Source organism: Kitasatospora sp. GP82 (genome assembly GCF_029892105.1).
GTDB lineage: Bacteria > Actinomycetota > Actinomycetes > Streptomycetales > Streptomycetaceae > Kitasatospora.
Genome location: NZ_JARZAJ010000020.1, coordinates 88,585 through 112,750, shown reverse-complemented (window position 1 = coordinate 112,750; position 24,166 = coordinate 88,585). Strand labels below are relative to the sequence as shown.

The 24,166-nt window shown below is 74.4% G+C and carries 1 protein-coding gene; it reads left to right on the top strand.

Annotated features, from left to right (window positions below):
* Positions 1-70: 70 nt before the first annotated feature.
* Positions 71-24,166 (top strand): non-ribosomal peptide synthase/polyketide synthase, encoded by a 24,096-nt coding sequence (locus P3T39_RS22185; protein ID WP_280700220.1) that lies wholly within the window; start codon positions 71-73, stop codon positions 24,164-24,166.

Sequence of the window (24,166 nt, the reverse complement as noted above, 5' to 3'; positions counted from 1 at the left end):
GAGAGCGCCGCGGTCGGCGCGCCGCCGCGCGCCCTGCCACCAAGCCTGCCCACCCCTTTCGGAGGTACTCATGTCCCGTCGCGACGGCGACGCCCTTCCCCTGACGGCGGCCCAACGCGAGATCTGGCTCGCCGAGCAGCGATCCCGGACGGCGATTCCGGCCTATCGCATCGGCGAGTACCTGGAGGTCCACGGGCCGGTCGACCCGGAGCTGTTCGAGACCGCGCTGCGCGGGGTCGTCGACGAGATCGACGCGCTGCACGTCAGCTTCGACGAGGACGGTGACGGCCCGCGCCAGGTCGTCCGCGAGCGGTGGGAGTGGCAGCCGGTACGGGTGGACGTCAGCGGGGAGGCCGCGCCGCTCGCGGCCGCGCGGCGGTGGATGGCGCGGGACCGGGTCCGGCCGCTGGACCTCGCCCGCGACCCGCTGTTCAGCTTCGCGCTGATCACGGTGGCGGCGGACCGGTTCCTCTTCTACCAGAGCTACCACCACCTGGTGATGGACGGCTACGGCTTCTCCATGGTGGGGCGGCGGGTGGCGCAGACGTACACGGCGCTGGCGCAGGGGCGGCCGGTGCCGCCGTCCCCGTTCGGCTCGCTGGCCGAACTGGTCGGCAGTGACACGGCCTACCGCGACGGCGAGCAGTGGGCCGCCGACCGCGCCTACTGGACCGAGCGGTTCGCCGACCGTCCGGCACCGACCCGGCTCTGCGACCGGCTGCCGAGCGGCCCGGACACCGGGGTCCGGCGCACCCCGGCGGCCGGCACCCGGCGCCCCGAGGCGCTGCGCGAGGCGGCCGAGCGCACGGGCGTCCGCTGGTCCCGGGTCCTGGTCGCGGCCATGGCGCTGTACGCGCACCGGCTGACCGGGGCCCGGGAGGTGGTGCTCGGCCTCGCCGTCACCGGCCGGGCGGGCGACCCGGTGCTGATGGCGACGCCCGGTGCGGTGTCGAACGTGGTGCCGCTGCGCCTGTCGGTCCGGCCTGACCAGCCGTGGTCCGACCTGGTCGCGCAGACGGCCCGGGAGGTGCATGCCGCGCTGGCGCACCAGCGGTACCGGAGCGAGGACCTGCTGCGGGACCTCGGGCAGGCCGGCAGCATCGAGACGGCCTTCCCACTGGTCGTCAACATCATGTCGTTCGACGCCGAGCCGACGTTCGCCGGGCAGCGCGCCACGGCCCACCGCCTGCTCAGCGGCTTGGCCGGCGACCTGGCGGTCTGGGCGGCCGGCGGCCGGGACGACGACGGCCCGAGGATCGAACTCCGGGCTGCCCCGGAGGTCTACCAGGAGAGCGAACTCCTCACCCACCAGCGGCGGTTGATCGAACTGCTGGAGACCCTCGCGGACGGCGACCCGCACCAGCCGGTCGGTCGGATCGACCTGCTCGGGGCCGAGGAGCACGGTGAGCTGCTGGCCCTGGGCACCGGGCCGGCGGTCGGCGCCCCCGCGGCCGGCCTGCCGGAGCTGTTCCGGGCGCAGCTGTGCCGGACGCCGGAGGCGGTCGCGGTGGTGGCCGGCGAGGTCGCGCTGACCTACGCCGAACTCGACGCCCGCGCGAACCGGTTGGCGCAGGCGTTGATCGCCCGGGGCGCCGGGCCCGAACGGCTGGTGGCGCTGGCGCTGCCGCGCTCGGCCGAGCTGGTGGTGGCGATCCTGGCCGTGCTGAAGACCGGGGCGGCCTACCTCCCGGTCGACCCGGACCACCCGGCCGCCCGGATCGCCCACCTGCTCGACGACGCCCGTCCGGTGCTGCTGCTGACCGACACCCGGACCAGGGACCGGCTCGCGCCGCCGGGCCCGGTCGAGCCGCTGGTGCTCGACGCCCCCGAGACCGTCGCCCTGCTGGCCGGCTGCCCGGCGGACGACCCGGCGGTGGCCGCCGATCCGCGCCGGCCCGCGTACGTCGTCTACACCTCCGGCTCCACCGGGCGTCCCAAGGGCGTGGTCGCGACGTACGGCGGCCTGGCGAGCCTCTTCACCGGCCAGTGGCGGGAGCTGTTCCCGCCGCTGCTCGGCAGCCGGGCACGGGTGGCGCTGACCACCTCGGTCTCCTTCGACGCCTCCTGGGACCAGCTCTTCTGCCTTTTCGCCGGACATCAGCTGCACGTCCTGGACCTGGCGGTGTGGACCGACCCGGACGCCTTCGTCGAGTACGCCGTGCGGCACCGGATCGACTTCGTCAACGCCACCCCGGCCTACCTGCAAGTCCTGCTGGATCACGGCCTGTTGGCCGGCCAGCGGCACCGCCCCCGGGTGGTCGTGGCCGGCGGCGAGGCGGTGCCCGAGCGGCTGTGGACACAGCTGCGGGAGGCCGACGGGGTGGCCTGCTTCAACTTCTACGGGCCCACCGAGTGCACCGTCGACGCGGTCGTCGCGCCGCTGGCGTCGAGCCCGCAGCCGGTGATCGGGCGGCCGACCGCCAACACCCGGCTGTACCTGCTGGACGGCGCACTCCGGCCGGTGCCGTGCGGCACGCCGGGCGAGCTGTACGTCGCCGGTGCCGGGGTGGCGCGCGGCTACCTGAACCGGCCGGGCCTGACCGCCGCGCGGTTCGTCGCCGACCCGTACGGGCCCGCCGGCACACTTGTGTACCGCACCGGCGACCTGGCGCGCTGGGGCGCGGACGGGCAGCTGGAGTTCCTCGGCCGGGCCGACGACCAGGTGAAGATCCGGGGCTTCAGGGTCGAGCCCGGCGAGATCGAGGCCGCGCTCACCGCCCACCCGCAGGTCGCGCACGCCGCGGTCCTGGCGCACACCGACGGTGAGGCCCGGCTGGTCGCCTACCTGGTGCCGGTGCCCGGTGCCGCGCCCGCCGCCGACGACCTCCGCGCCCACCTGCGCGAACGGCTGCCGGAGCACCTGGTGCCCGCCGGCTTCGTGACGCTGGACGCCCTCCCACAGACACCCACCGGAAAGCTCGACCGCCAGGCCCTGCCGACCCCCGGGCCGACCCGCCCGGCCGTCGGCCGGGCCCCGCGGAGCGCGGCCGAGCACCTGATCGCCGGACTCTTCGCCGAGGTGCTCGGCGTGCCCGAAGTCGGCCTGGACCAGAGCTTCTTCGACCTGGGCGGCCACTCGCTGCTGGCCACCCGGCTGGTCGCCCGGGCGCGTTCGGTGCTGGGTGTGGAGCTGGCGCTGGGCGACCTGTTCGACGCGCCGACGGTGGCGGGCCTGGCCGCCGCGCTGGACGGGGCCGGCGGGGCGCGGCCGGCTCTGGTGCGGCGCGAGCGGCCCGAGACGGTGCCGCTCTCCTTCGCGCAGCGTCGGCTGTGGTTCCTCCACCACATGGAGGGCCCGAGCGCCACCTACAACGTCCCGCTGGCGCTGCGGCTGTCGGGGGAGCTGGACCAGCGGGCGCTGGAAGCCGCGCTGGCGGACGTGGTCGAGCGGCACGAGAGCCTGCGTACCGTCTTCCCGGCGGTGGACGGTGTGCCCTGCCAGCGGGTGCTGGACCTGGACGCGGCGCGGCCGCGAGTGCGGGTGACCGAGGTCGGCGAGCGGGAGCTGGCGGACCGGCTGGCCGCGGCGGCCCGGCACGGCTTCGAACTGGCGGTGGAACCGCCGCTGCGCGCCGAGCTGTTCGTGCTGGGCGCCGAAGAGCATGTGCTGCTGCTGGTGGTGCACCACATCGCCGGTGACGGCTGGTCGATGGGGCCGCTGTCGCGGGACCTGACGACCGCCTACGCGGCCCGGGCCGAGGGCGCCGAGCCCGGGTGGGCGCCGCTGCCGGTCCAGTACACCGACTACACCCTCTGGCAGCGGGAACTGCTCGGTGACGAGTCCGATCCGGGAAGCCTGCTGAACGGCCAGCTGGCCTACTGGTCCCAGCAGTTGGCGGGACTGCCCGAGCAGGTCGAGCTGCCGTTCGACCGGCCCCGGCCGGCGGCGATGTCCTTCCGGGGCGCCCAGGTGCCGGTGCGGCTCGACGCCGAGTTGCACCGGAGCCTGTGTGAACTCGCCCGCGACGGCGAGGCCAGCCTGTTCATGGTGCTCCAGGCGGGCCTGGCCGCCCTGTTGGGCAAACTCGGTGCCGGCACCGACGTCCCGGTCGGCACCCCGATCGCCGGGCGCACCGACGAGGCCGTGGACGAGCTGGTCGGCTTCTTCGTCAACACGCTGGTGCTGCGCACCGATCTGACGGGCGACCCGTCCTTCACCGAGCTGCTGGGCCGGGTGCGCGCCAACGCCCTGGCCGCGTACGCGCACCAGGACCTGCCGTTCGAGCACCTGGTGGAGGTGCTGAACCCGTCCCGGTCGCTGTCGCACCACCCCCTGTTCCAGACCATGCTCGTCCTGCAGAACGCCCCGCTCGGCGAGTTCGACCTCGCCCGGCTGCGGGTGGCGACCGGCCTGGTCCACACCGGGACGGCCAAGTGCGACCTGACCTTCATCCTCGCCGAACAGCCCGGCGCGGACGGGCTGTCGGGCGTGGTGGAGTACAGCACCGACCTGTTCGACGCGGCCACCGTGGCCGGGATCGTCGAGCGGTGGCTGCGGCTGTTGCGGGCGGTGGCCACCGACCCCGGCCGGCGGATCGGCCGGATCGACCTGCTGTCGGCCGAGGAACTGCGCGAACTGCTGCCGTCCGGCGGCGAGTCGGACGAGCGCACCCCGCAGAGCACCATCACCGCGCTGGTCGAGGAGCGGGTGCGGGCGAACCCGGCCGCGGTCGCGGTGGTGTGTGGCGAGTCCACGCTCACCTACGGCGAGTTGAACGCGCGGGCCAACCGGCTCGCGCACGCCCTGATCGCCCGGGGCGTGGGCCCGGAGCAGCTGGTGGCGCTGGCGCTGCCGCGCTCGGCCGAGCTGGTGGTGGCGGTCCTCGCGGTGCTCAAGTCCGGCGCCGCGTACGTCCCCGTGGACCCGAGCTACCCGGCCGCCCGGATCGCCTACCTGCTCGAAGACGCCCGGCCCACCCTGCTGCTGACGGTAGATCGGGTCGGTCAGCTGCCGGGCGCGGACTCCGTGGACCGGCTGCTGCTGGACGACCCGGCGACCACCGCGCTGGTGGCCGCCGGCCCGGACGGCGACCCGGGCGTCGCCGTCGATCCGCGGCATCCGGCGTACGTCATCTACACCTCCGGCTCCACCGGGAACCCCAAGGGCGTGGTGGTCCCGCACCGGAACGTGGTGCGGCTGTTCGGCGCCACCTCGGCGCTGTTCGACTTCTCCGCCGACGACGTGTGGACGCTCTTCCACTCCTACGCCTTCGACTTCTCGGTGTGGGAGCTGTGGGGCCCGCTGCTGTACGGCGGGCGGCTGGTGGTCGTGGACTACGAGACCAGCCGGTCGCCCCAGCGGTTCCTGGAGCTGCTGGCCCGCGAGGGCGTGACGGTGCTGAACCAGACGCCGTCCGCGTTCTACCAGCTGATGCAGGCGGACCAGGAGGCGCCGGAGACGGGCCGTTCGCTGGCCCTGCGCACCGTGGTGTTCGGCGGCGAGGCGCTGGAGCCCGCCCGGCTGGCGAGCTGGTACCGGCTGCATCGGGAGGACGCGCCGCGACTGGTCAACATGTACGGCATCACCGAGACCACGGTGCACGTGACCTACGCGGCGCTGGGCCGGTCCGATGCCGCGGCCGGCGCGGCCGGCGTGGTCGGGGCGGCCATCCCCGACCTGCGCGCGTACGTGCTGGACGCGCACCTGCGGCCGGTGGCCCCGGGCGTGGCCGGCGAGCTGTACGTGGCGGGCGCCGGGCTGGCGCGCGGCTACCTGAACCGGCCGGGCCTGACCGCCGGGCGGTTCGTCGCCGACCCGTTCGGGCCGGCCGGGTCGCAGATGTACCGTAGCGGGGACGTGGTGTCCCGGGCCGCCGACGGAAGCCTGCGCTTCGTCGGCCGGGCCGACCAGCAGGTGAAGGTGCGCGGCTTCAGGATCGAGCTCGGCGAGATCGAGGCGGCGCTGGCCGCGCACCCGGGAGTCGCCCAGGTCGCGGTGCTGGCCCGGCAGGACCGCGCCGATGACACCCGGCTGGTCGGATACCTGGTGCCGGCCGCGGGCGCCGTCCCGCGCTCGGCCGAGCTGCGCGAGCACCTGGCGGAGCGGTTGCCGGAGTACATGGTGCCGTCCGCGTTCGTGGTGCTGGACGTGCTGCCGCTGACCACCAACGGCAAGCTGGACCGGCGGGCGCTGCCCGCACCCGAGTTCGCCTCCCGGGGGACCGGCCGCGCGGCCCGCACACCGCAGGAGCAGATCCTGTGCGAGCTGTTCGCCGAGGTCCTCGGGGTCGCCGAGGTCGGGGTGGCGGACAGCTTCTTCGAGCTGGGCGGGCACTCGCTGCTGGCGACCCGGCTGGCCGCCCGGGTCCGCGCGACCCTCGGGGTGGAGCTGGAGCTGCGCACCCTGTTCGAGGCGCCGACCCCGGCCGCGCTCGCCGCCGCCCTCGCGGGCGCCCGGCAGGCGCAGTTGGCCCTGGTTCCGTACCCGCGGCCGGAGCGGATCCCGCTGTCGTTCGCGCAGCGGCGGCTGTGGTTCCTGCACCAGTTGGAGGGGGCCAGCGCCAACTACAACATCCCGCTGGCCTGGCGGCTGTCCGGGCCGCTCGACCGCCCGGCGTTGCAGGCCGCCCTGGCGGACGTGGTGGCCCGGCACGAGAGCCTGCGGACGGTGTTCCCGGCGGTGGACGGCATGCCGCACCAGCGGGTGCTGGACGCCGTGGCGGGGCGCCCGCCACTGCCGGTGAGCTCGACCACCGAGGCCGAGCTGGACGGCGTGCTGGCCCGGGCGCTGGCCCGGCAGTTCGACCTGGAGACCGAACTGCCCCTGCGCGCTGAGCTGTTCGAGCTGGCGCCGGACGAGCACGTGCTGCTGCTGGTGATCCACCACATCGCCGGTGACGGCTGGTCGCTTGGCCCGCTGGCCCAGGACCTCACCGCCGCGTACACGGCGCGCCGGCGCGGCGAGGAGCCGCGGTGGGAGGCGCTGCCGGTCCAGTACGCCGACTACACCCTGTGGCAGCACGAGCTGCTCGGCGACGCTGCCGACCAGGACAGCCTCTTCGCCCGGCAAGCCGCCTACTGGAAACGGCAGTTGGCCGACCTGCCGGAGCAGCTCGAGCTGCCCACCGACCGGCCCCGGCCGGAGGTCGCCTCGCATCGGGGCGGCTTCGTGCGGACCGGACTGGACGCGGAGGTGCACCGCGGCCTGCGCGAGCTCGCCCGCGCGCACGGCACCAGTCTGTTCATGGTGCTGCAGGCCGGGCTGGCGGCCCTGCTGAGCAAGCTCGGCGGGGGCGAGGACATCCCGGTCGGCAGCCTGATCGCCGGCCGCACCGACCAGGCGTTGGACGAGCTGGTCGGGTACTTCGTCAACACGCTGGTGCTGCGCACCGACACCGCCGGGGACCCGACTTTCGCGGAGCTGCTGGCCCGGGTCCGGGACACCGCGCTGGCCGGCTACGCCAACCAGGAACTGCCGTTCGAATACCTGGTCGAGGCCCTCAACCCGGTCCGGTCGCTGTCGCACCACCCGCTGTTCCAGGTGATGCTGGTGCTGCAGAACGCCCCGCGGGCCGACTTCGCCCCGCCCCGGCTGGCGGTCGGCGAGGTGAAGCTGACCACCACCACCTCCAAGCTCGACCTGATCTTCTCGATGTCCGAGCGGCACGCCGAGGACGGCGCCCCGGAGGGGATCGACGGGTTCGTCGAGTACGCCGACGACCTGTACGACCGGGCCACCGTCGAGACGATGATCGCGCGCTGGGTGCGGCTGCTCGGCGCGGCGGTCGCCGACCCGCGGCGCCGGCTCAGCCACATCGACCTGCTGACCGCCGAGGAGCGCCGCGAACTGCTCCCCGCACCGGCCGACTTCACCACTCCGGAGCCGTCCGCTGATCTGCCCGCGTTGTTCCTGGCCCGGGCCCGGCAGCGGCCGGAGGCGGTCGCCGTGGTGTCCGGCGCGACCACGCTGACGTACGGCGAGCTGAACGCCCGGGCCAACCGGCTGGCCCACGCGCTGATCCGGCGCGGGGTGGGCCCGGAGCAGCTGGTGGCGCTGGCCCTGCCGCGCTCCGCCGAGCTGGTGGTCGCCGTCCTGGCGGTGCTCAAGACCGGGGCCGCCTACCTGCCGATCGACCCCGACTACCCGGCCGCCCGGATCGCGTACCTGCTCGAAGACGCGCGGCCCGCGCTAGTGCTGACCACCCAGGCGGTCGACCTGCCCGGCACCGGCGGCCTGGACCATCTGCTGCTCGACGCCGCCGAGCTGTCCGAAATGCCCGACGAGGACCCGGGCGTCAGCATCGCGCCCGAGAACGCGGCCTACGTCATCTACACCTCCGGCTCCACCGGGAATCCCAAGGGCGTGGTGATCCCGCACCACAACGTGGTGCGGCTGTTCGACGCCACCCGGCACTGGTTCGACTTCTCCGCCGACGACGGGTGGACGCTGTTCCACTCGTACGCCTTCGACTTCTCGGTGTGGGAGATCTGGGGCGCGCTGCTGCACGGCGGCCGGCTGGTCGTGGTGCCCTTCGAGGTCAGCCGCTCGCCGGAGCGGTTCCTGCGCCTGCTCGCCGACGAGCGGGTGACCGTGCTCAACCAGACGCCCTCCGCCTTCTACCAGCTGATGCAGGCCGACCGGGAGGACCCGGAGACCGGGCGGCGGCTGGCGCTGCGCACGGTGGTCTTCGGCGGTGAGGCGCTGGAGCCGGCCCGGCTCGCCGACTGGTACCGGCGGCACCCCGAGGACGCGCCGCGGCTGGTCAACATGTACGGCATCACCGAGACCACCGTGCACGTCACCCATGCCGCGCTGGACGGCGCCCGCACCGCCGACACCGCCGGCACCATCGGCACCGCCATCCCCGACCTGCGCGCGTACGTGCTGGACGCGCACCTGAACCCGGTGCCGCCCGGTGTGGTGGGCGAGCTGTACGTGGCGGGCGCGGGCCTGGCCCGCGGCTACCTGAACCGGCCGGGCCTGACCGCCGGGCGGTTCGTCGCCGACCCGTACGGGCCCGCCGGCGCGCGTGCCTACCGCTCCGGCGACCTGGTGCGGTGGCGCGTGGACGGGACGCTGGAGTACGCGGGCCGGGCCGACGACCAGGTGAAGGTGCGCGGTTTCCGGATCGAACTCGGCGAGATCGAGGCGGCGTTGGCCGCGCACCCGCAGGTAGGCCAGGTGGCGGTGATCGCTCGGCGGGACCGGGCGGACGACACCCGCCTGATCGCCTACCTGGTGCCCGCCGCGGGGGAGACCGTCGCACCGGAGGCGTTGCGTGCTCAGCTGCGCGAGCGGCTGCCGGAGTACCTGGTGCCGGCCGCCTTCGTAGTGCTGGACCGCCTGCCGCTGACCGTCAACGGCAAGCTGGACCGGCGCGCCCTGCCCGCGCCCGAGTTCACCGGGTCGCCGGCCGGCCGGGCGCTGCGCACCCCGCAGGAGCACGTCCTCGCCGGGCTGTTCGCCCAGGTGCTGGGGGTGGCCGGGGTCGGGGCCGACGACGACTTCTTCGAGCTGGGCGGGCACTCGCTGCTGGCCACCAGGCTGGCGGCCCGGGTGCGCGCGACCCTCGGGGTGGAGTTGGAGCTGCGCACCCTGTTCGAGAGGCCCACGGTGGCCGGCCTGGCCGCCGCGCTGGGCGGGGCCGGCCGGGCCCGCCCAGCGCTGGACCGTGCGGCGTCGCCCGGCCGGGTGTCGCTGTCGTACGCGCAGCAACGGCTCTGGTTCCTGGACCAGTTGGAGGGCGCCGGCCCGATCTACAACATTCCGCTGGCCTGGCGGCTGTCGGGGCCGCTCGACCGGGCGGCGCTGGAAACGGCGCTCGGGGATGTGGTGGCACGGCACGAGACCCTGCGGACGATCTTCCCGCAGGAGGACGGCGTGCCGTACCAGCGGGTGCTGGACATCGGGGCCGTGCGCCCCGGGCTGCCGGTGAGCCGGATCACCGCGACCGGACTGGACGGCGCGCTGGTGGCGGCCGTCGCCCGCGGGTTCGACCTGGCCGCCGAACCGCCCGTGCGCGCCGAGCTGTTCGAGCTGGCGCCGGACGAGCACGTGCTGCTGGTGGTGATCCACCACATCGCGGGTGACGGCTGGTCACTGGGCCTGGTCTCCGCCGACCTGTCCACCGCGTACGCGGCGCGCCGCCAGGGCGAGGAACCGGGGTGGCAGGCGCTGCCGGTCCAGTACGCCGACTACACGCTCTGGCACGACCGGCTGCTCGGCGACCGAACCGACCCCGATAGCCTGTTCGCGCGCCAGGCGGCCTACTGGAAACAGCAGTTGGCCGACCTGCCGGAGCAGATCCCGCTGCCCGTCGACCGGCCCCGCCCCGCGACCGTCTCCTGCCGGGGCGGGCACGTCCCCGTGGAGCTGGACGCCGAGCTGCACGAGGGGCTGGTCCGGCTGGGCCGGGAGTGCGGCGCCAGCGTCTTCATGGTGCTCCAGGCGGGGCTCGCCGCGCTGCTCAGTAAGCTGGGCGCGGGCACCGACATCCCCCTCGGCAGCCTGATCGCCGGTCGCACCGACCAGGCGTTGGACGAGCTGGTCGGGTTCTTCGTCAACACGCTGGTGCTGCGCACCGACACCTCCGGGGACCCGACCTTCGCGGAGCTGCTGGCCCGGGTCCGGAAGAACGCGCTGGCCGCGTACGCCAACCAGGACCTGCCGTTCGAGTACCTGGTCGAGACCCTCAACCCGGCCCGCTCGCTGGTCCGCCAGCCGCTGTTCCAGGCCATGCTGGCCCTGCAGAACGCGCCCCGCTCCGCCTTCGAGCTGCCCGGTGTGGCCGCCGAGATCCTGCCGGTGCAGACGCCCACCGCGATGTTCGACCTCGCCTTCCACCTGCTGGAGCGCGGCGGCACCGGCGCGGCGGCCCAGGGCGTCTTCGGCTATGTCGAGTACGCCGCCGACCTGTTCGACCGGGGCACGGTGGAGACGCTGGTGGCCCGCTGGGCGCGGCTGCTGGCGGCCGTGGTCGCCGAGCCGGACCGGCCGCTGAGCCGGCTCGACGTGCTGACCGCAGAGGAGCGGCACGAGCTGCTGGTCGAGCGCAACGACACCGCGGACCATGCCCCCGCCACCACCCTGCCCGCCCTGTTCGAGGCCCAGGTCCGGGCCACTCCGCAGACCCCGGCTGTGGTGTTCGAGGACACCGTGCTGACCTACGGCGAGCTGAACGCCCGGGCCAACCGGCTGGCTCACGCGCTGATCGGGCGCGGGGTGGGGCCGGAGCGGCTCGTCGCGCTGCGGCTGCCGCGCTCCGCGGAGCTGGTGGTCGCCGTCCTCGCGGTGCTCAAGACCGGCGCCGGCTACCTGCCGATCGACCCGGACTACCCCGCCGCCCGGATCGCCTACATGCTCGACGACGCGCGGCCGGCCGTCGTGCTCGACGACCTCGCGGCCGTGCTCGACGACCTCGCGGCCGTGCTCGACGACGCGGCGGCCGGGCAGGCGACCGAGGGGCACCGGGAGACCGACCCCACCGACGCCGACCGGACCGGCGGACTGTCGCCGGACCACCCGGCCTACGTCATCTACACCTCCGGCTCGACCGGCCGGCCCAAGGCCGTGGTGATGCCCGCCGCCGGGCTGGTCAACCTGCTGCGCTGGCACCACCGCGCCATCGGCGGCGAAGTCGGCACCCGGACCGCGCAGTTCACCGCGATCAGCTTCGACGTCTCGGTGCAGGAGATGCTCTCCGCACTGCTGTTCGGCAAGACGCTGGTGGTGCCGACCGACGAGCAGCGCCGCAGCGCCGAGCTGCTGGCCCGGTGGCTGGACCGCCACCAGGTCGCGGAACTGTTCGCGCCCAACCTGGTGATCGAGGCGCTGGCCGAAGCCGCCGAGGAGCACGGCTGGGAGCTGCCGAGCCTGCGGCTGGTCGCCCAGGCCGGTGAGGCGATGCGGCTGGGCGGCGGGCTGCGCCGCTTCCAGACCCGCCGCCCCGGCCGGGAGCTGCACAACCACTACGGCCCCGCCGAGACCCACGTGGTCACCGCCTACCCGCTGCCCGCGGACCCCGCCGACTGCCCGCTGCCGGTGCCGATCGGCCGCCCGATCGCCAACACCCAGGTGTACGTGCTGGATTCGGCCCTGCGGCCGGTCGCGCCGGGGGTCACGGGCGAGCTCTATCTGGCGGGCGAGGGGCTGGCCCGCGGCTACCTCAACCGGCCCGGGCCGACTGCGGCGCGGTTCGTCGCCAACCCGTACGGCCCGGCGGGCTCGCGGATGTACCGGACCGGGGACCTGGGCCGGTGGCGCGCCGACGGCGAGTTGGAGTTCGCCGGCCGCGGCGACCACCAGGTGAAGGTGCGCGGCTTCCGGATCGAACCGGGCGAGATCGAGGCCGAGTTGGCGGTGCACCCCGGGGTGGCCCGGGCGGCGCTGCTGGCCCGCGAGGACCGGCCGGGCGATACCCGGATCGTCGCGTACGTGGTGCCGTCGGCCGGTGCCGGGGCCACCCCGGCGGCCCTGCGGGCCCACCTGCGCGAGCGGCTGCCGGAGTACATGGTGCCGGCCGCCTTCGTGCTGCTGGACGCGCTGCCGCTGACGCCGAACGGAAAGCTCGACCGCAGGGCCCTGCCCGCGGCCGAGTACGGGGCTGCGGGTGCCGGCCGAGCGCCGCGCACCCCGCAGGAGGCGATCCTGTGCGAGCTGTTCGCCGAGGTGCTGGGCCGGCCGCAGGTCGGCGTCGAGGACGGCTTCTTCGACCTGGGCGGCCACTCGTTGCTGGCGACCCGGCTGGTGTCGCGGGTGCGGGCGACCCTCGGGGTCGAACTTGAGCTGCGCAGCCTGTTCCTGACGCCGACGCCGGCCGGGCTCGCCGCCCGGCTGGAGGACGCCGGCACCGCGCGGCAGGCGCTGGTGCCCAGGCCGCGCCGCGAGCCGATGCCGCTCTCCTTCGCCCAGCAACGACTCTGGTTCCTGCACCAGTTCGGGACTCCCAGCGCCACCTATCACATGCCGCTGGCGCTGCGGCTGTCCGGCCGGCTCGACCCGAAGGCGCTGGCGGCCTCCCTGAAGGACGTGGTGACCAGGCACGAGAGCCTGCGCACCGTGTTCCCGCACACCGGCGGCATGCCGCAGCAGCGGGTGCTGGACGCCTCGGAGGTGCCCGTCCCGTTGACGGTGCGCCAGAGTGGGGAAGGGGAGCTTCCGGAGCTGCTGCGCGAGGCGGCGGTGCGCGGGTTCGACCTGACAGCGGAGATCCCGGTCCGGGCCGAGCTGTTCGCGCTGGCGCCGGACGAGCACGTGCTGCTGGTCGTGATGCACCACATCGCCGGCGACGGCTGGTCGATGAGCCCGCTCTCTCGTGACCTCGCCACCGCGTACGCCGCCCGGACCAGTGGCCGGGCACCCGACTGGGCGCCGCTGCCGGTGAGTTACGCGGACTACACGCTCTGGCAGCATGAGATCCTCGGTGACGAGTCCGATCCGGACAGCGTGTTCGCGCGCCAGGTCGGGTACTGGACCGGCGCGCTGGCCGGGCTGCCCGAGCGGATCCAACTGCCGGCCGACCGGTCCCGGCCGGCCGCCATGTCCTACCGCGGCGACCTGCTGGACATCCGGATGGACGCCGAACTGCACGCCGCGCTGGTCGAGTTGGCCCGGCGTTGCGGAGTCAGCCTGTTCATGGTGCTGCAGGCGGGGCTGGTGGCGCTGTACACCCGGCTGGGCGCAGGCACCGACATCCCGATCGGGAGCCCGGTCGCGGGCCGCACCGACGAGGCGTTGGACGAGCTGGTCGGGTTCTTCGTCAACACGCTGGTGTTGCGCACGGACACCGGTGGCGACCCGAGTTTCGAAGAGCTGCTGGGGCGGGTGCGGGAGACGGCGCTGTCCGCCTACGCGCACCAGGACGTGCCGTTCGAGCACCTGGTGGAGGTGCTGAACCCGTCCCGGTCGCTGTCGTACCACCCGCTGTACCAGACCGCGCTGGCCCTGCAGAACGCGCCGATGGGAGACTTCGAGCTGCCCGGCCTGACGGTCTCCGGGATGCCGGTGCCGACCGGGACCTCGCGGCTCGACCTGACCTTCGGTCTGGCGGAGAGCCGGGCGGTGGACGGGAGTCCGGCCGGCCTGCTCGGCGTGGTCGAGTACAGCACCGATCTCTTCGATCGCGGGACGGTCGAGACCCTGGTCGCCCGGTGGACCAGGCTGCTGGCCGCCGCCGCGGCCGCCCCCGCGCGGCCGATCAGCGCGATCGACCTGCTCGGGGCGGACGAGCGCCGCGCCCTGCTGGCGGGGTGCAACGACAGCGCACGACAGCCGGCGGACGATCACGTCCCGGCACTGTTCGAGGCCCGGGTACGGATGGCTCCGGAGGCTGTCGCCCTGGTGTCCGAGGGCGTTGAGCTGACGTACGGTCAACTGAACCAGGCGGCCAACCGGTTCGCTCATGCGCTGATCGCCCGGGGGGTGCGGCCGGAGCAGCTGGTGGCGGTGGCGCTGCCGAGGTCGGTGGCGTGGGTGGTGGCCGTCCTCGGGGTGCTGAAGGCCGGGGCCGCCTATCTGCCGGTGGATCCGACGTACCCGGCTTCGCGGATCGCGTTCATGCTGGCGGACGCGCGGCCGGCGCTGCTGGTCGACGACCCGGCCATGGTGACCGGGACGAGTGAGTACCCGGACACCGACCCGGCGGTCGGGCTGGATCCCCTGCACCCGGCGTACGTGATCTACACCTCCGGTTCGACCGGTCGGCCCAAGGGGGTGGCGGTCAGCCACGCGGGCGTGCCGAGCCTGGTGGCGGCGCAGGTCGAGCGGCTCGCGATCGGGCCGGACAGCCGGGTGCTCCAGTTCGCCTCGCCCAGCTTCGACGCGTCCTTCTGGGACCTGTGCAGCGCCCTGCTGACCGGGGCCGCCCTGGTGCTTGCCCCGGCCGAGGCGCCGCTTGCGGCGCTGACGGACCACGGGCTCGGGGTCACCCATGTGACGCTGCCGCCCTCGGCGCTCGCCGCGCTGGGCGAGGCCGAACTCACGGCCGGCACGTTGGTGGTGGCGGGTGAGGCGTGTGGGTCCGATTTGGTGGTGCGGTGGGCGCCGGGTCGGCGGATGGTCAACGCGTACGGGCCGACGGAGACGACGGTGTGCGCGACGATGAGTGGTCCGTTGTCGGCGGGGTCGGGTGTGCCGCCGATCGGTCGGCCGATCGTGAACGCGCGGGTGTATGTGCTGGATGGTCGGTTGCAGCCGGTGCCGGCGGGTGTGCCGGGTGAGTTGTATGTGGCGGGTGCGGGTCTGGCCCGGGGGTATCTGGGGCGGCCTGGGTTGACGGCGGGTCGGTTCGTGGCCTGTCCGTACGGCCCGGCGGGCTCCCGGATGTACCGCACGGGGGACTTGGTGCGGATGCGGGCGGATGGCGAGTTGGAGTTCGTCGGCCGGGCGGACGACCAGGTGAAGGTGCGTGGTTTCCGGGTCGAGCCCGGTGAGGTGGAGTCCGCGCTGCTCGCCCACCCCGCCGTGGCCCGGGCCGTCGTCCTCCCGCAGGACGACCGGCTGGTCGGCTACGTCGTGCCGCGCCCGGACGGCGAGGTCACGCCGACGCAGCTGCGCGGGCACCTGCTCGGCCGGTTGCCGGACTACCTGGTCCCGGCCGTCTTCATGGTGCTGGACGCGCTGCCGCTGACACCGAACGGCAAGCTGGACCGCCGGGCCCTGCCCGCGCCGGAGGCCACCGGGGCCGGCTTCGGCCGCAGGCCCCGCACTCCGCAGGAGCAGCTGCTCGCCGAGCTGTTCGCCGAGGTGCTCGGCGTGTCCGAGGTGGGTGCGGAGGACGGCTTCTTCGACCTCGGCGGGCACTCGCTGCTCGCCACCCGGCTGGTCGCCCGGGTGCGCTCGGTGCTCGGAGTCGAGGTCGCGTTGCGCGCGCTCTTCGAGTCGCCGACCGTGGCCGGGCTGGCGGCCAGGCTGGCCGAGGCCGGCCGGGCCCGACCGGCCCTGGGCGCACAGCGGCGGCCGGAGGCGGTACCGCTGTCCTTCGCGCAGCGGCGGCTCTGGTTCCTGCACCGGATGGAGGGCGCCGCCACCTACAACATCCCGCTGGCGCTGCGGCTGACCGGAATGCTGGACGGGGGTGCGCTGGAGCAGGCGCTGGCCGATGTCACGGCCCGGCACGAGAGCCTGCGCACGGTCTTCCCCGAGCTGGACGGCGTGCCGTGCCAGCGGGTGCTCGACCCGGCCGAGAGCCGGCCCCGGGTGCGCCGGACCGAGCTGCGCGAGGCCGAGCTGGTGCGGCACCTCGGCGAGGCGGCCCGGCAGCCGTTCGACCTGGCGGTGGAGCCGCCGCTGCGGGCCGAGCTGTTCGCGCTGGCGCCGGACGAGCACGTGCTGCTGCTCGTGATGCACCACATCGCCGGGGACGGCTGGTCCACCGGGCCGCTGTCGCGCGACCTGGCCGAGGCCTACGCGGCCAGGTGCCAGGGCCGCGGGCCCGCGTGGGCACAGCTGCCGGTGCAGTATGCCGACTACACCCTGTGGCAGCGCGAGCTGCTGGGCGACGCCGCCGATCCTGACAGCCGGTTCGCCGAACAACTCGGCTACTGGAAACGACAGTTGGCCGACCTGCCGGAACAGCTCCAGCTGCCGGCCGACCGGCCGCGCCCGGCCGTCGCGAGCTACCGGGGCGCCCACCTCGGCCTCGAACTGACCCCCGAACTGCACACCGCCCTGGTCGAGTTGGCCCGCCGCTCCGGCGCCAGTCTGTTCATGGTGCTGCTGGCGGGTCTGGCTGCCCTGTACTCGCGACTGGGGGCGGGGACGGATATCCCGATCGGGAGCCCGATCGCGGGCCGCACCGACGAGGCGCTCGACGAGCTGGTCGGGTTCTTCGTCAACACGCTGGTGCTGCGCACGGACACCGGCGGCGACCCGAGCTTCGCCGAACTGCTCGGCGGGGTAAGGGAGACGGCGCTGTCCGCCTATGCGCACCAGGACGTGCCGTTCGAGCACCTGGTGGAGGTGCTGAACCCGTCCCGGTCGCTGGCACACCACCCGCTGTTCCAGACGATCCTGGCCGTGCAGAACGCCCCGATGGGCGAGTTCGGGCTGCCCGGCGTAAGGGCCTCCGCCTTCGCGGTACCGACCGAGACCGCCAAGTTCGACCTGGGATTCAACCTCAGCGAACGGCACGCCCCGGACGGCGCCCCGGCCGGCCTCGTCGGCGCGGTCGAGTACGCCACCGATCTGTTCGACGAGGCGACGGTTGCCACCCTGGCCCGCCGCTGGACGCTGCTGCTGGAAGCCGTCGCGGCCGACCCGGACCAGCCGATCGGCGGGATCGACATCCTCGGCGACGCCGAGCGGCGTCGGCTGCTGGCGGAGGGCAACGCCACCGCACGGCCGGTTGGCGCCGACACCCTGCCGAAGGCCTTCGAGGTCCAGGTGCGCAGCACCCCGGACGCGGTCGCCCTCGTCTGCGCCGACTCGGAACTGACGTACCGTGAGCTCAATCAGGCGGCCAACCGGTTCGCTCATGCGCTGATCGCCCGGGGGGTGCGGCCGGAGCAGCTGGTGGCGGTGGCGCTGCCGAGGTCGGTGGCGTGGGTGGTGGCCGTCCTCGGGGTGCTGAAGGCCGGGGCCGCCTATCTGCCGGTGGATCCGACGTACCCCGCCTCCCGGATCTCGGCCATGCTGGCCGATGCCCGCCCGGCGGTGGTGGTCGATGATCCGTCGCTGGTCACGGAGGTCGACGGACAGCCGGACACCGACCCGGTGGTGGCCCTCGACCTGCGCCACCCGGCGTACGTGATCTACACCTCGGGTTCGACCGGCCGGCCCAAGGGCGTGGTGGTCAGCCACGCGGGTGTGGCCAGCCTGGTCGCTGCCCAGATCGAGCGGTTCGCGATCGAACCCGACAGCCGGGTGCTCCAGTTCGCCTCGCCCAGCTTCGACGCCTCGGTGTCGGAGGTCTGCACCGCCCTGCTGCGCGGTGCTGCCCTGGTGCTGCCCCCGGCGGGGGAGCCGCTTGCGGCGCTGACGGACCGCGCGCTCGGGGTCACCCATGTGACGCTGCCGCCCTCGGCGCTCGCCGCGCTGGGCGAGGCCGAACTCACGGCCGGCACGTTGGTGGTGGCGGGTGAGGCGTGTGGGTCCGATTTGGTGGTGCGGTGGGCGCCGGGTCGGCGGATGGTCAACGCGTACGGGCCGACGGAGACGACGGTGTGCGCGACGATGAGTGGTCCGTTGTCGGCGGGGTCGGGTGTGCCGCCGATCGGTCGGCCGATCGTGAACGCGCGGGTGTATGTGCTGGATGGTCGGTTGCAGCCGGTGCCGGCGGGTGTGCCGGGTGAGTTGTATGTGGCGGGTGCGGGTCTGGCCCGGGGGTATCTGGGGCGGCCTGGGTTGACGGCGGGTCGGTTTGTGGCCTGTCCGTACGGCCCGGCGGGCTCCCGGATGTACCGCACGGGGGACTTGGTGCGGATGCGGGCGGATGGCGAGTTGGAGTTCGTCGGCCGGGCGGACGACCAGGTGAAGGTGCGTGGTTTCCGGGTCGAGCCCGGTGAGGTGGAGTCCGCGCTGCTCGCCCACCCCGCCGTGGCCCGGGCCGTCGTCCTCCCGCAGGACGACCGGCTGGTCGGCTACGTCGTGGCCCGCGACGAGGCCGGCCGGGACGGCGATCGTGAGCGGGACCACGTCGGCGAGTGGCGGGACATCTACGACGCCCTGCCCATCACCGCCGAGCAGCCCGACTTCGGACACAACTTCGTCGGCTGGAACAGCAGTTACGACGCGACCCCCATCCCGGTCGAGCAGATGCGGGAGTGGCGGGACGCGACGGTCGCGCGCATCCGGGGCCTGCGCCCCCGCCGCGTGCTGGAGGTCGGCGTCGGTACGGGCCTGCTGCTCTCGCAGCTCGCGCCGGACTGCGAGACGTACTGGGCGACCGACTTCTCCGCCACCGCGATCGACGCGCTGGCCGCCCAGGTGGCCCGGCGGCCGGAGCTGGCGGAGCGCGTCGTGCTGCGGACCCGCCCTGCGCACGACACCGAGGGGCTGCCGACCGGGACGTTCGACACCATCGTGATCAACTCGGTGGTCCAGTACTTCCCCTCCGCCGACTATCTGACCGAGGTGGTCGACCGGTTGCTGCGGCTGCTCACCCCGGGCGGGGCGCTCTTCATCGGCGACGTGCGCAACCTGCGGCTGCTGCGCCCGCTGGCCACTGCCGTCCAACTGCACCGGGCCGGGGACGGTTCCGACCTCGCCGCGCTGCGCCGCGCCGTGGAACAGGCCGTCCTGCTGGAGAAGGAGCTCCTGGTCGACCCGGACTTCTTCACCGCGCTGCGGGACCGAGACACGGAGATCGCCGAGGTGGCCGTCGAGCTCAAGCGCGGCCGGTACCACAACGAGCTGACCCGCTACCGCTACGACGTCACGCTGCGCACGCGGCCCGCCGTCCCGGCGGAGCAGCCCGGCACGGTCGACCTCGCCTGGGGCCGGGACGTCGCCGGCCTGCCGGAGCTGCGCGAGCTCCTCGCCCGGCGGGCCGACGGCCTGGTCCGGGTCAGTGCGGTGCCCAACCGCCGGGTGGCGCACGAGGCCCAGCTGGCCCGGGCCGTGCAGGGCGGGGACGTGCCGCTCACGCAGCTGCGGCAGCAGCTGCCCGCCCCGGACGGCGGCGAACTGCCCGACCCGGAGGACTTCCACGCCCTCGGGGACGAGCTCGGTCGCCCGGTGGTCGTCACCTGGTCGCCCGCCGGCACCGACGCCGTGGACGTCGTCTTCGCCGGTGCGCACGGGCAGTGTCCGGCCGAGGCGTACCGGCCCACCCGCGGCCCGGGCACGGCGCTGTCCGCGCTCACCAACCGCCCCACCGGCAGCCGCGCCACCGGCGCCCTGATCGGTGAACTGCGCGACTGGCTGCACGGGCGGCTGCCCGACTACCTGGTGCCGTCGGCGTTCGTGGTGCTGGACGCGCTGCCGCTGACCGCCAACGGCAAGCTCGACCGCCGCGCGCTACCCGCCCCTGATCTGGGCTCCGCCGGGGTCGGCCGGGCGCCGCGCACCCCGCAGGAGCAGCTGCTCGCCGAGCTCTTCGCCGACGTGCTCGGGCTGGCCCGGGTCGGGGTGGCGGACAGCTTCTTCGACCTGGGCGGGCACTCGCTGCTGGCGACCCGTCTGGCCGCCCGGGTCCGGGCGGCCTTCGGCCTGGAGCTGGAGGTCCGGACGCTGTTCGAGGCGCCGACGGTGGCCGCACTGGCCGCCCGTCTGGACGGCGCCGCGGCCGCCCGGCCCGCACTGACGGCCCGCCCGCGCCCCGAACGGGTGCCACTCTCCTTCGCCCAGCGCCGCCTCTGGTTCCTGCACCGGATGGACGGGCCGAGCGCCACCTACAACATGCCGCTCGCGCTGCGCCTGGATGGCGGGCTCGACCGGTCGGCCCTGCGGGCCGCGCTCGCCGACGTTCTCGCCCGGCACGAGAGCCTGCGGACGGTCTTCGGAGAGGCGGACGGCGTGCCCCACCAGGTGGTGCTGAGCACGGCCGAGGCGGGCGCGGAGCTGCCCGTGGTCGAGCTCGACGAAGGCCTGCTGGCCGACCGGCTGGCGGAGGCGGCCCGGCGCGGCTTCGACCTGGCCGTCGAGCCGCCGATCCGGGCGGAGCTGTACGCGCTGGCCCCGGACCGGCACGTGCTGCTGGTCGTCGTGCACCACATCGCCGGGGACGGCTGGTCGATGGGCCCGCTCTCCCGCGACCTGGCGGCGGCCTACGCGGCCCGCTGCCGGGGCGAGGCGCCGCAGTGGCCCCCGCTGCCGGTGCAGTACGCCGACTACACCCTGTGGCAGCGTGACCTGCTCGGCGACGCCACCGACCAGGGCAGCCTCTTTGCTCGTCAACTCGCCTACTGGAAGCGTGAGTTGGCCGGGATCCCGGAGCGGGTCGAGCTGCCCGCCGACCGGCCCCGCCCGGCGGCGGCGTCCCAGCGCGGCGGTCGGATCGAGGTCCGGCTGGATGCGGAACTGCATGGTGCGCTGCGCGAGTTGGCCACGATGCAGGGAGCCAGCATGTTCATGGTGCTGCAGGCCGGCCTGGCTGCGCTGCTCAGCCGGCTGGGCGCCGGCCCGGACATCCCGATCGGCAGCCCGATCGCGGGCCGCACCGACCAGGCCTTGGACGAGCTCGTCGGCTTCTTCGTCAACACCCTGGTGCTGCGCACCGACACCAGCGGCGACCCCGGCTTCGCCGAACTCCTCGGCCGGGTACGGCAGAAGGCGCTGACCGCCTACGCGAACCAGGACCTGCCCTTCGAGTACCTGGTCGAAGCGGTCAACCCGGTCCGGTCGCTCTCGCACCACCCGCTCTTCCAGGTCATGCTGGCCTTGCAGAACGCGCCGGTGGGCGAGTTCACCCTGCCGGGGCTGACGACCGGATATCTCGCGGCGCCGACCGGCACCGCGCGGGTCGACCTGACGTTCAGCCTGGCCGAGCAGTACGACCCGGACGGCACTCCGGCGGGCGTGGTCGGCGCGGTCGAGTACGCCACCGACCTGTTCGACCCGGCCACCGTGGAGCTGCTGTTCGCCCGCTGGACACGGCTGCTGCACGCGGTGGCCGCCGATCCGCGAACGCCGATCGGACGGATCGAGCTGCTCTCCGCGGCTGAACGCCGACGGCTGCTGGGCGAGTTCAACGACACCGCGGCCGAACTGCCCGAGGCCGCCCTGCCGGAGCTGTTCGCCCGGCAGGTGCGGGCCACCCCGGACGCGGTGGCCGTCGTCGCGGGCGGGGTCGAGCTGACCTACCGGGAGCTCGACCAGCGCGCGGGCCGCCTCGCCCGGGCGCTGATCGGCCAGGGCGTGCGGCCGCAGACCCCGGTCGCGGTGCTGCTGGAACGGTCGGCGGAGCTGGTCGTGGCGCTCCTGGCGGTCGTCAAGGCGGGCGGGGCGTACGTGCCGCTCGATCCGCGCTTCCCGTCCGCCCGGATCGACCTGATCGTCCGGGAGACCGGCGCCGCGCTGGTACTCACGGACGACGTGCTGACCGCGCTCACCCGGGTCGAACCCGACCCCGCCGAGCCCGACCCCGCCGAGCCCGACGCCGCCGACCCCCAGGTGGACTGCGACGCACGGCAGTTGGCGTACGTGATGTACACCTCCGGCTCGACCGGGCGGCCGAAGGGCGTGGGCGTCACCCACCGCGACGTGGCGGCCCTGGCGCTCGCCCCGTGCTGGCGCGGCGGCGGTCACGAGCGGGTGCTGCTGCACTCGCCGACGGCCTTCGACTCCTCGACCTACGAGCTCTGGGTGCCGCTGCTCGGCGGCGGAACCGTCGTCGTCGCACCGCCCGGCCGACTCGACCTCGAACAGCTGCACAAGGCGGTCACGGGGCACCAGGTCACCGGGCTGTGGCTGACCGCCGGCCTGTTCCGCCTGGTCGCCGAGGACCGGCCGACCCTGCTCGCCGGGGTGCACGAGGTGTGGACCGGCGGTGACGTGGTGCCGCCGGCCGCCGTCGCCCGGGTCCTCGCGGCCTGCCCCGGCACCGCGGTGGTCAACGGCTACGGCCCGACCGAGACCACCACCTTCGCCGCCCACCACCGGGTCCACGCGCTGCCCGAACCCGGCGCGACGGTGCCGATCGGTCGGCCGATGGCGAACATGCGGGCCTACGTGCTCGACTCCGGACTGCGGCCGGTGCCCCCGGGCGTGGCCGGTGAGCTCCACCTCGCCGGGGCGGGCGTGGCCCGCGGCTACCTGGGCCAGCCCGGTCTGACGGCGCAGCGGTTCATCGCCGACCCGTTCGGCCCGTCTGGTGGCCGCCTGTACCGCACGGGCGACCTCGCCCGGTGGCTGCCGGACGGCACGCTGGAGTTCGCCGGCCGCGCCGACAGCCAGGTCAAGCTGCGCGGTTTCCGGATCGAGCCCGGCGAGATCGAGGCGGTGCTCGCCGACTGCCCCGGTGTCGGCCAGGCGGCCGTCCTGGCCCGCGAGGACCAGGCGGGCGACGCGGGGGCACCCCCGGCCGGCGGCTGGGGGAGGCTCGTCGCCTACCTGGTGCCCGCGGCCGGCGCGACGGTGCCGGTCGACGAGGTGTCCGAACGGCTGCGCCGCGAACTGCCCGAGTACATGGTGCCGTCGGCGTTCGTGGTGCTGGACGCGCTGCCGCTGACGGCCAACGGCAAGCTCGACCGGGCCGCCCTGCCCGCGCCCGAGTACGGCGCGAGCGGCACAGGACGCGGACCGCGCACCCCGCAGGAACAGCTGCTGGCCGACCTGTTCGCCGAGATCCTCGGCCGCGAGCAGGTCAGCGTCGACGAGGGCTTCTTCGACCTCGGCGGGCACTCGCTGCTGGCCGCCCGCCTGGTCTCGCGGGTCCGGGAGACCCTCGGCGTGGAGGTCGGTCTGCGCACGCTGTTCGAAGCGCCGACGGTGGCCGGGCTGGCGGAACGCCTCGCCATGACCAACCCCGAGGACGCCTACGACGTGGTGCTGCCGCTGCGGCCGACGGGCGACCACCCGCCACTGTTCTGCATCCACCCCGGCGGCGGCATCAGCTGGTCGTACTGCGGGCTGATGAACCACATCGGTCCGCGGTACCCGATCTACGCGATCCAGGCCCGTGGCCTCGCGCACCCCGAGACCCTGCCGGCGTCCTACGAGGAGATGGCGGCCGACTACGCCGACCAGATCACCAAGGTCCAGCCGGAGGGCCCCTACCGGTTGCTCGGCTGGTCCGCCGGCGGGCTCATCGCCCACGCGATCGCCTGCGAGCTCCAGTCCCGCGGCGAACGCACCGAGCTGCTGGCGATCCTGGACGCCTACCCCGTCAAGGACGTGCTCTTCGAGGAGGAGCCCGTGCCCAGCGAGCGGGACGTGCTGGTCGGCATCCTGGACTGCGACCTGGCGGAGCTCGGCGATGGAGAGCTGACCTATGCCGAGGTCGCCGAGATCCTGCGCGGGCGCGGCAGCGCGCTGGCCGGCCTGGACGAACAGCGGATCGAGGCCGTGGTCCAGATCATGATCAACAACGCGAAGCTGGCGCTCGACCACGTCCCCGGCCGGTACGACGGAGACCTGCTGCTCTTCAACTCCACCATCGACCGGGTCGAGGACTCGGCCGGCGCCGGGACCTGGCGGCCCTACGTCAGCGGCCGGATCGACTCGCACGACATCACCACCCGGCACGACCGGATGACCCAGCCAGGCTCGCTGGCCCAGATCGGGCCGATCCTGGCCGCCCGGCTCGCCGAGATCACCGGCGCCACCGCAACCACAACTCAGGAGGACTGA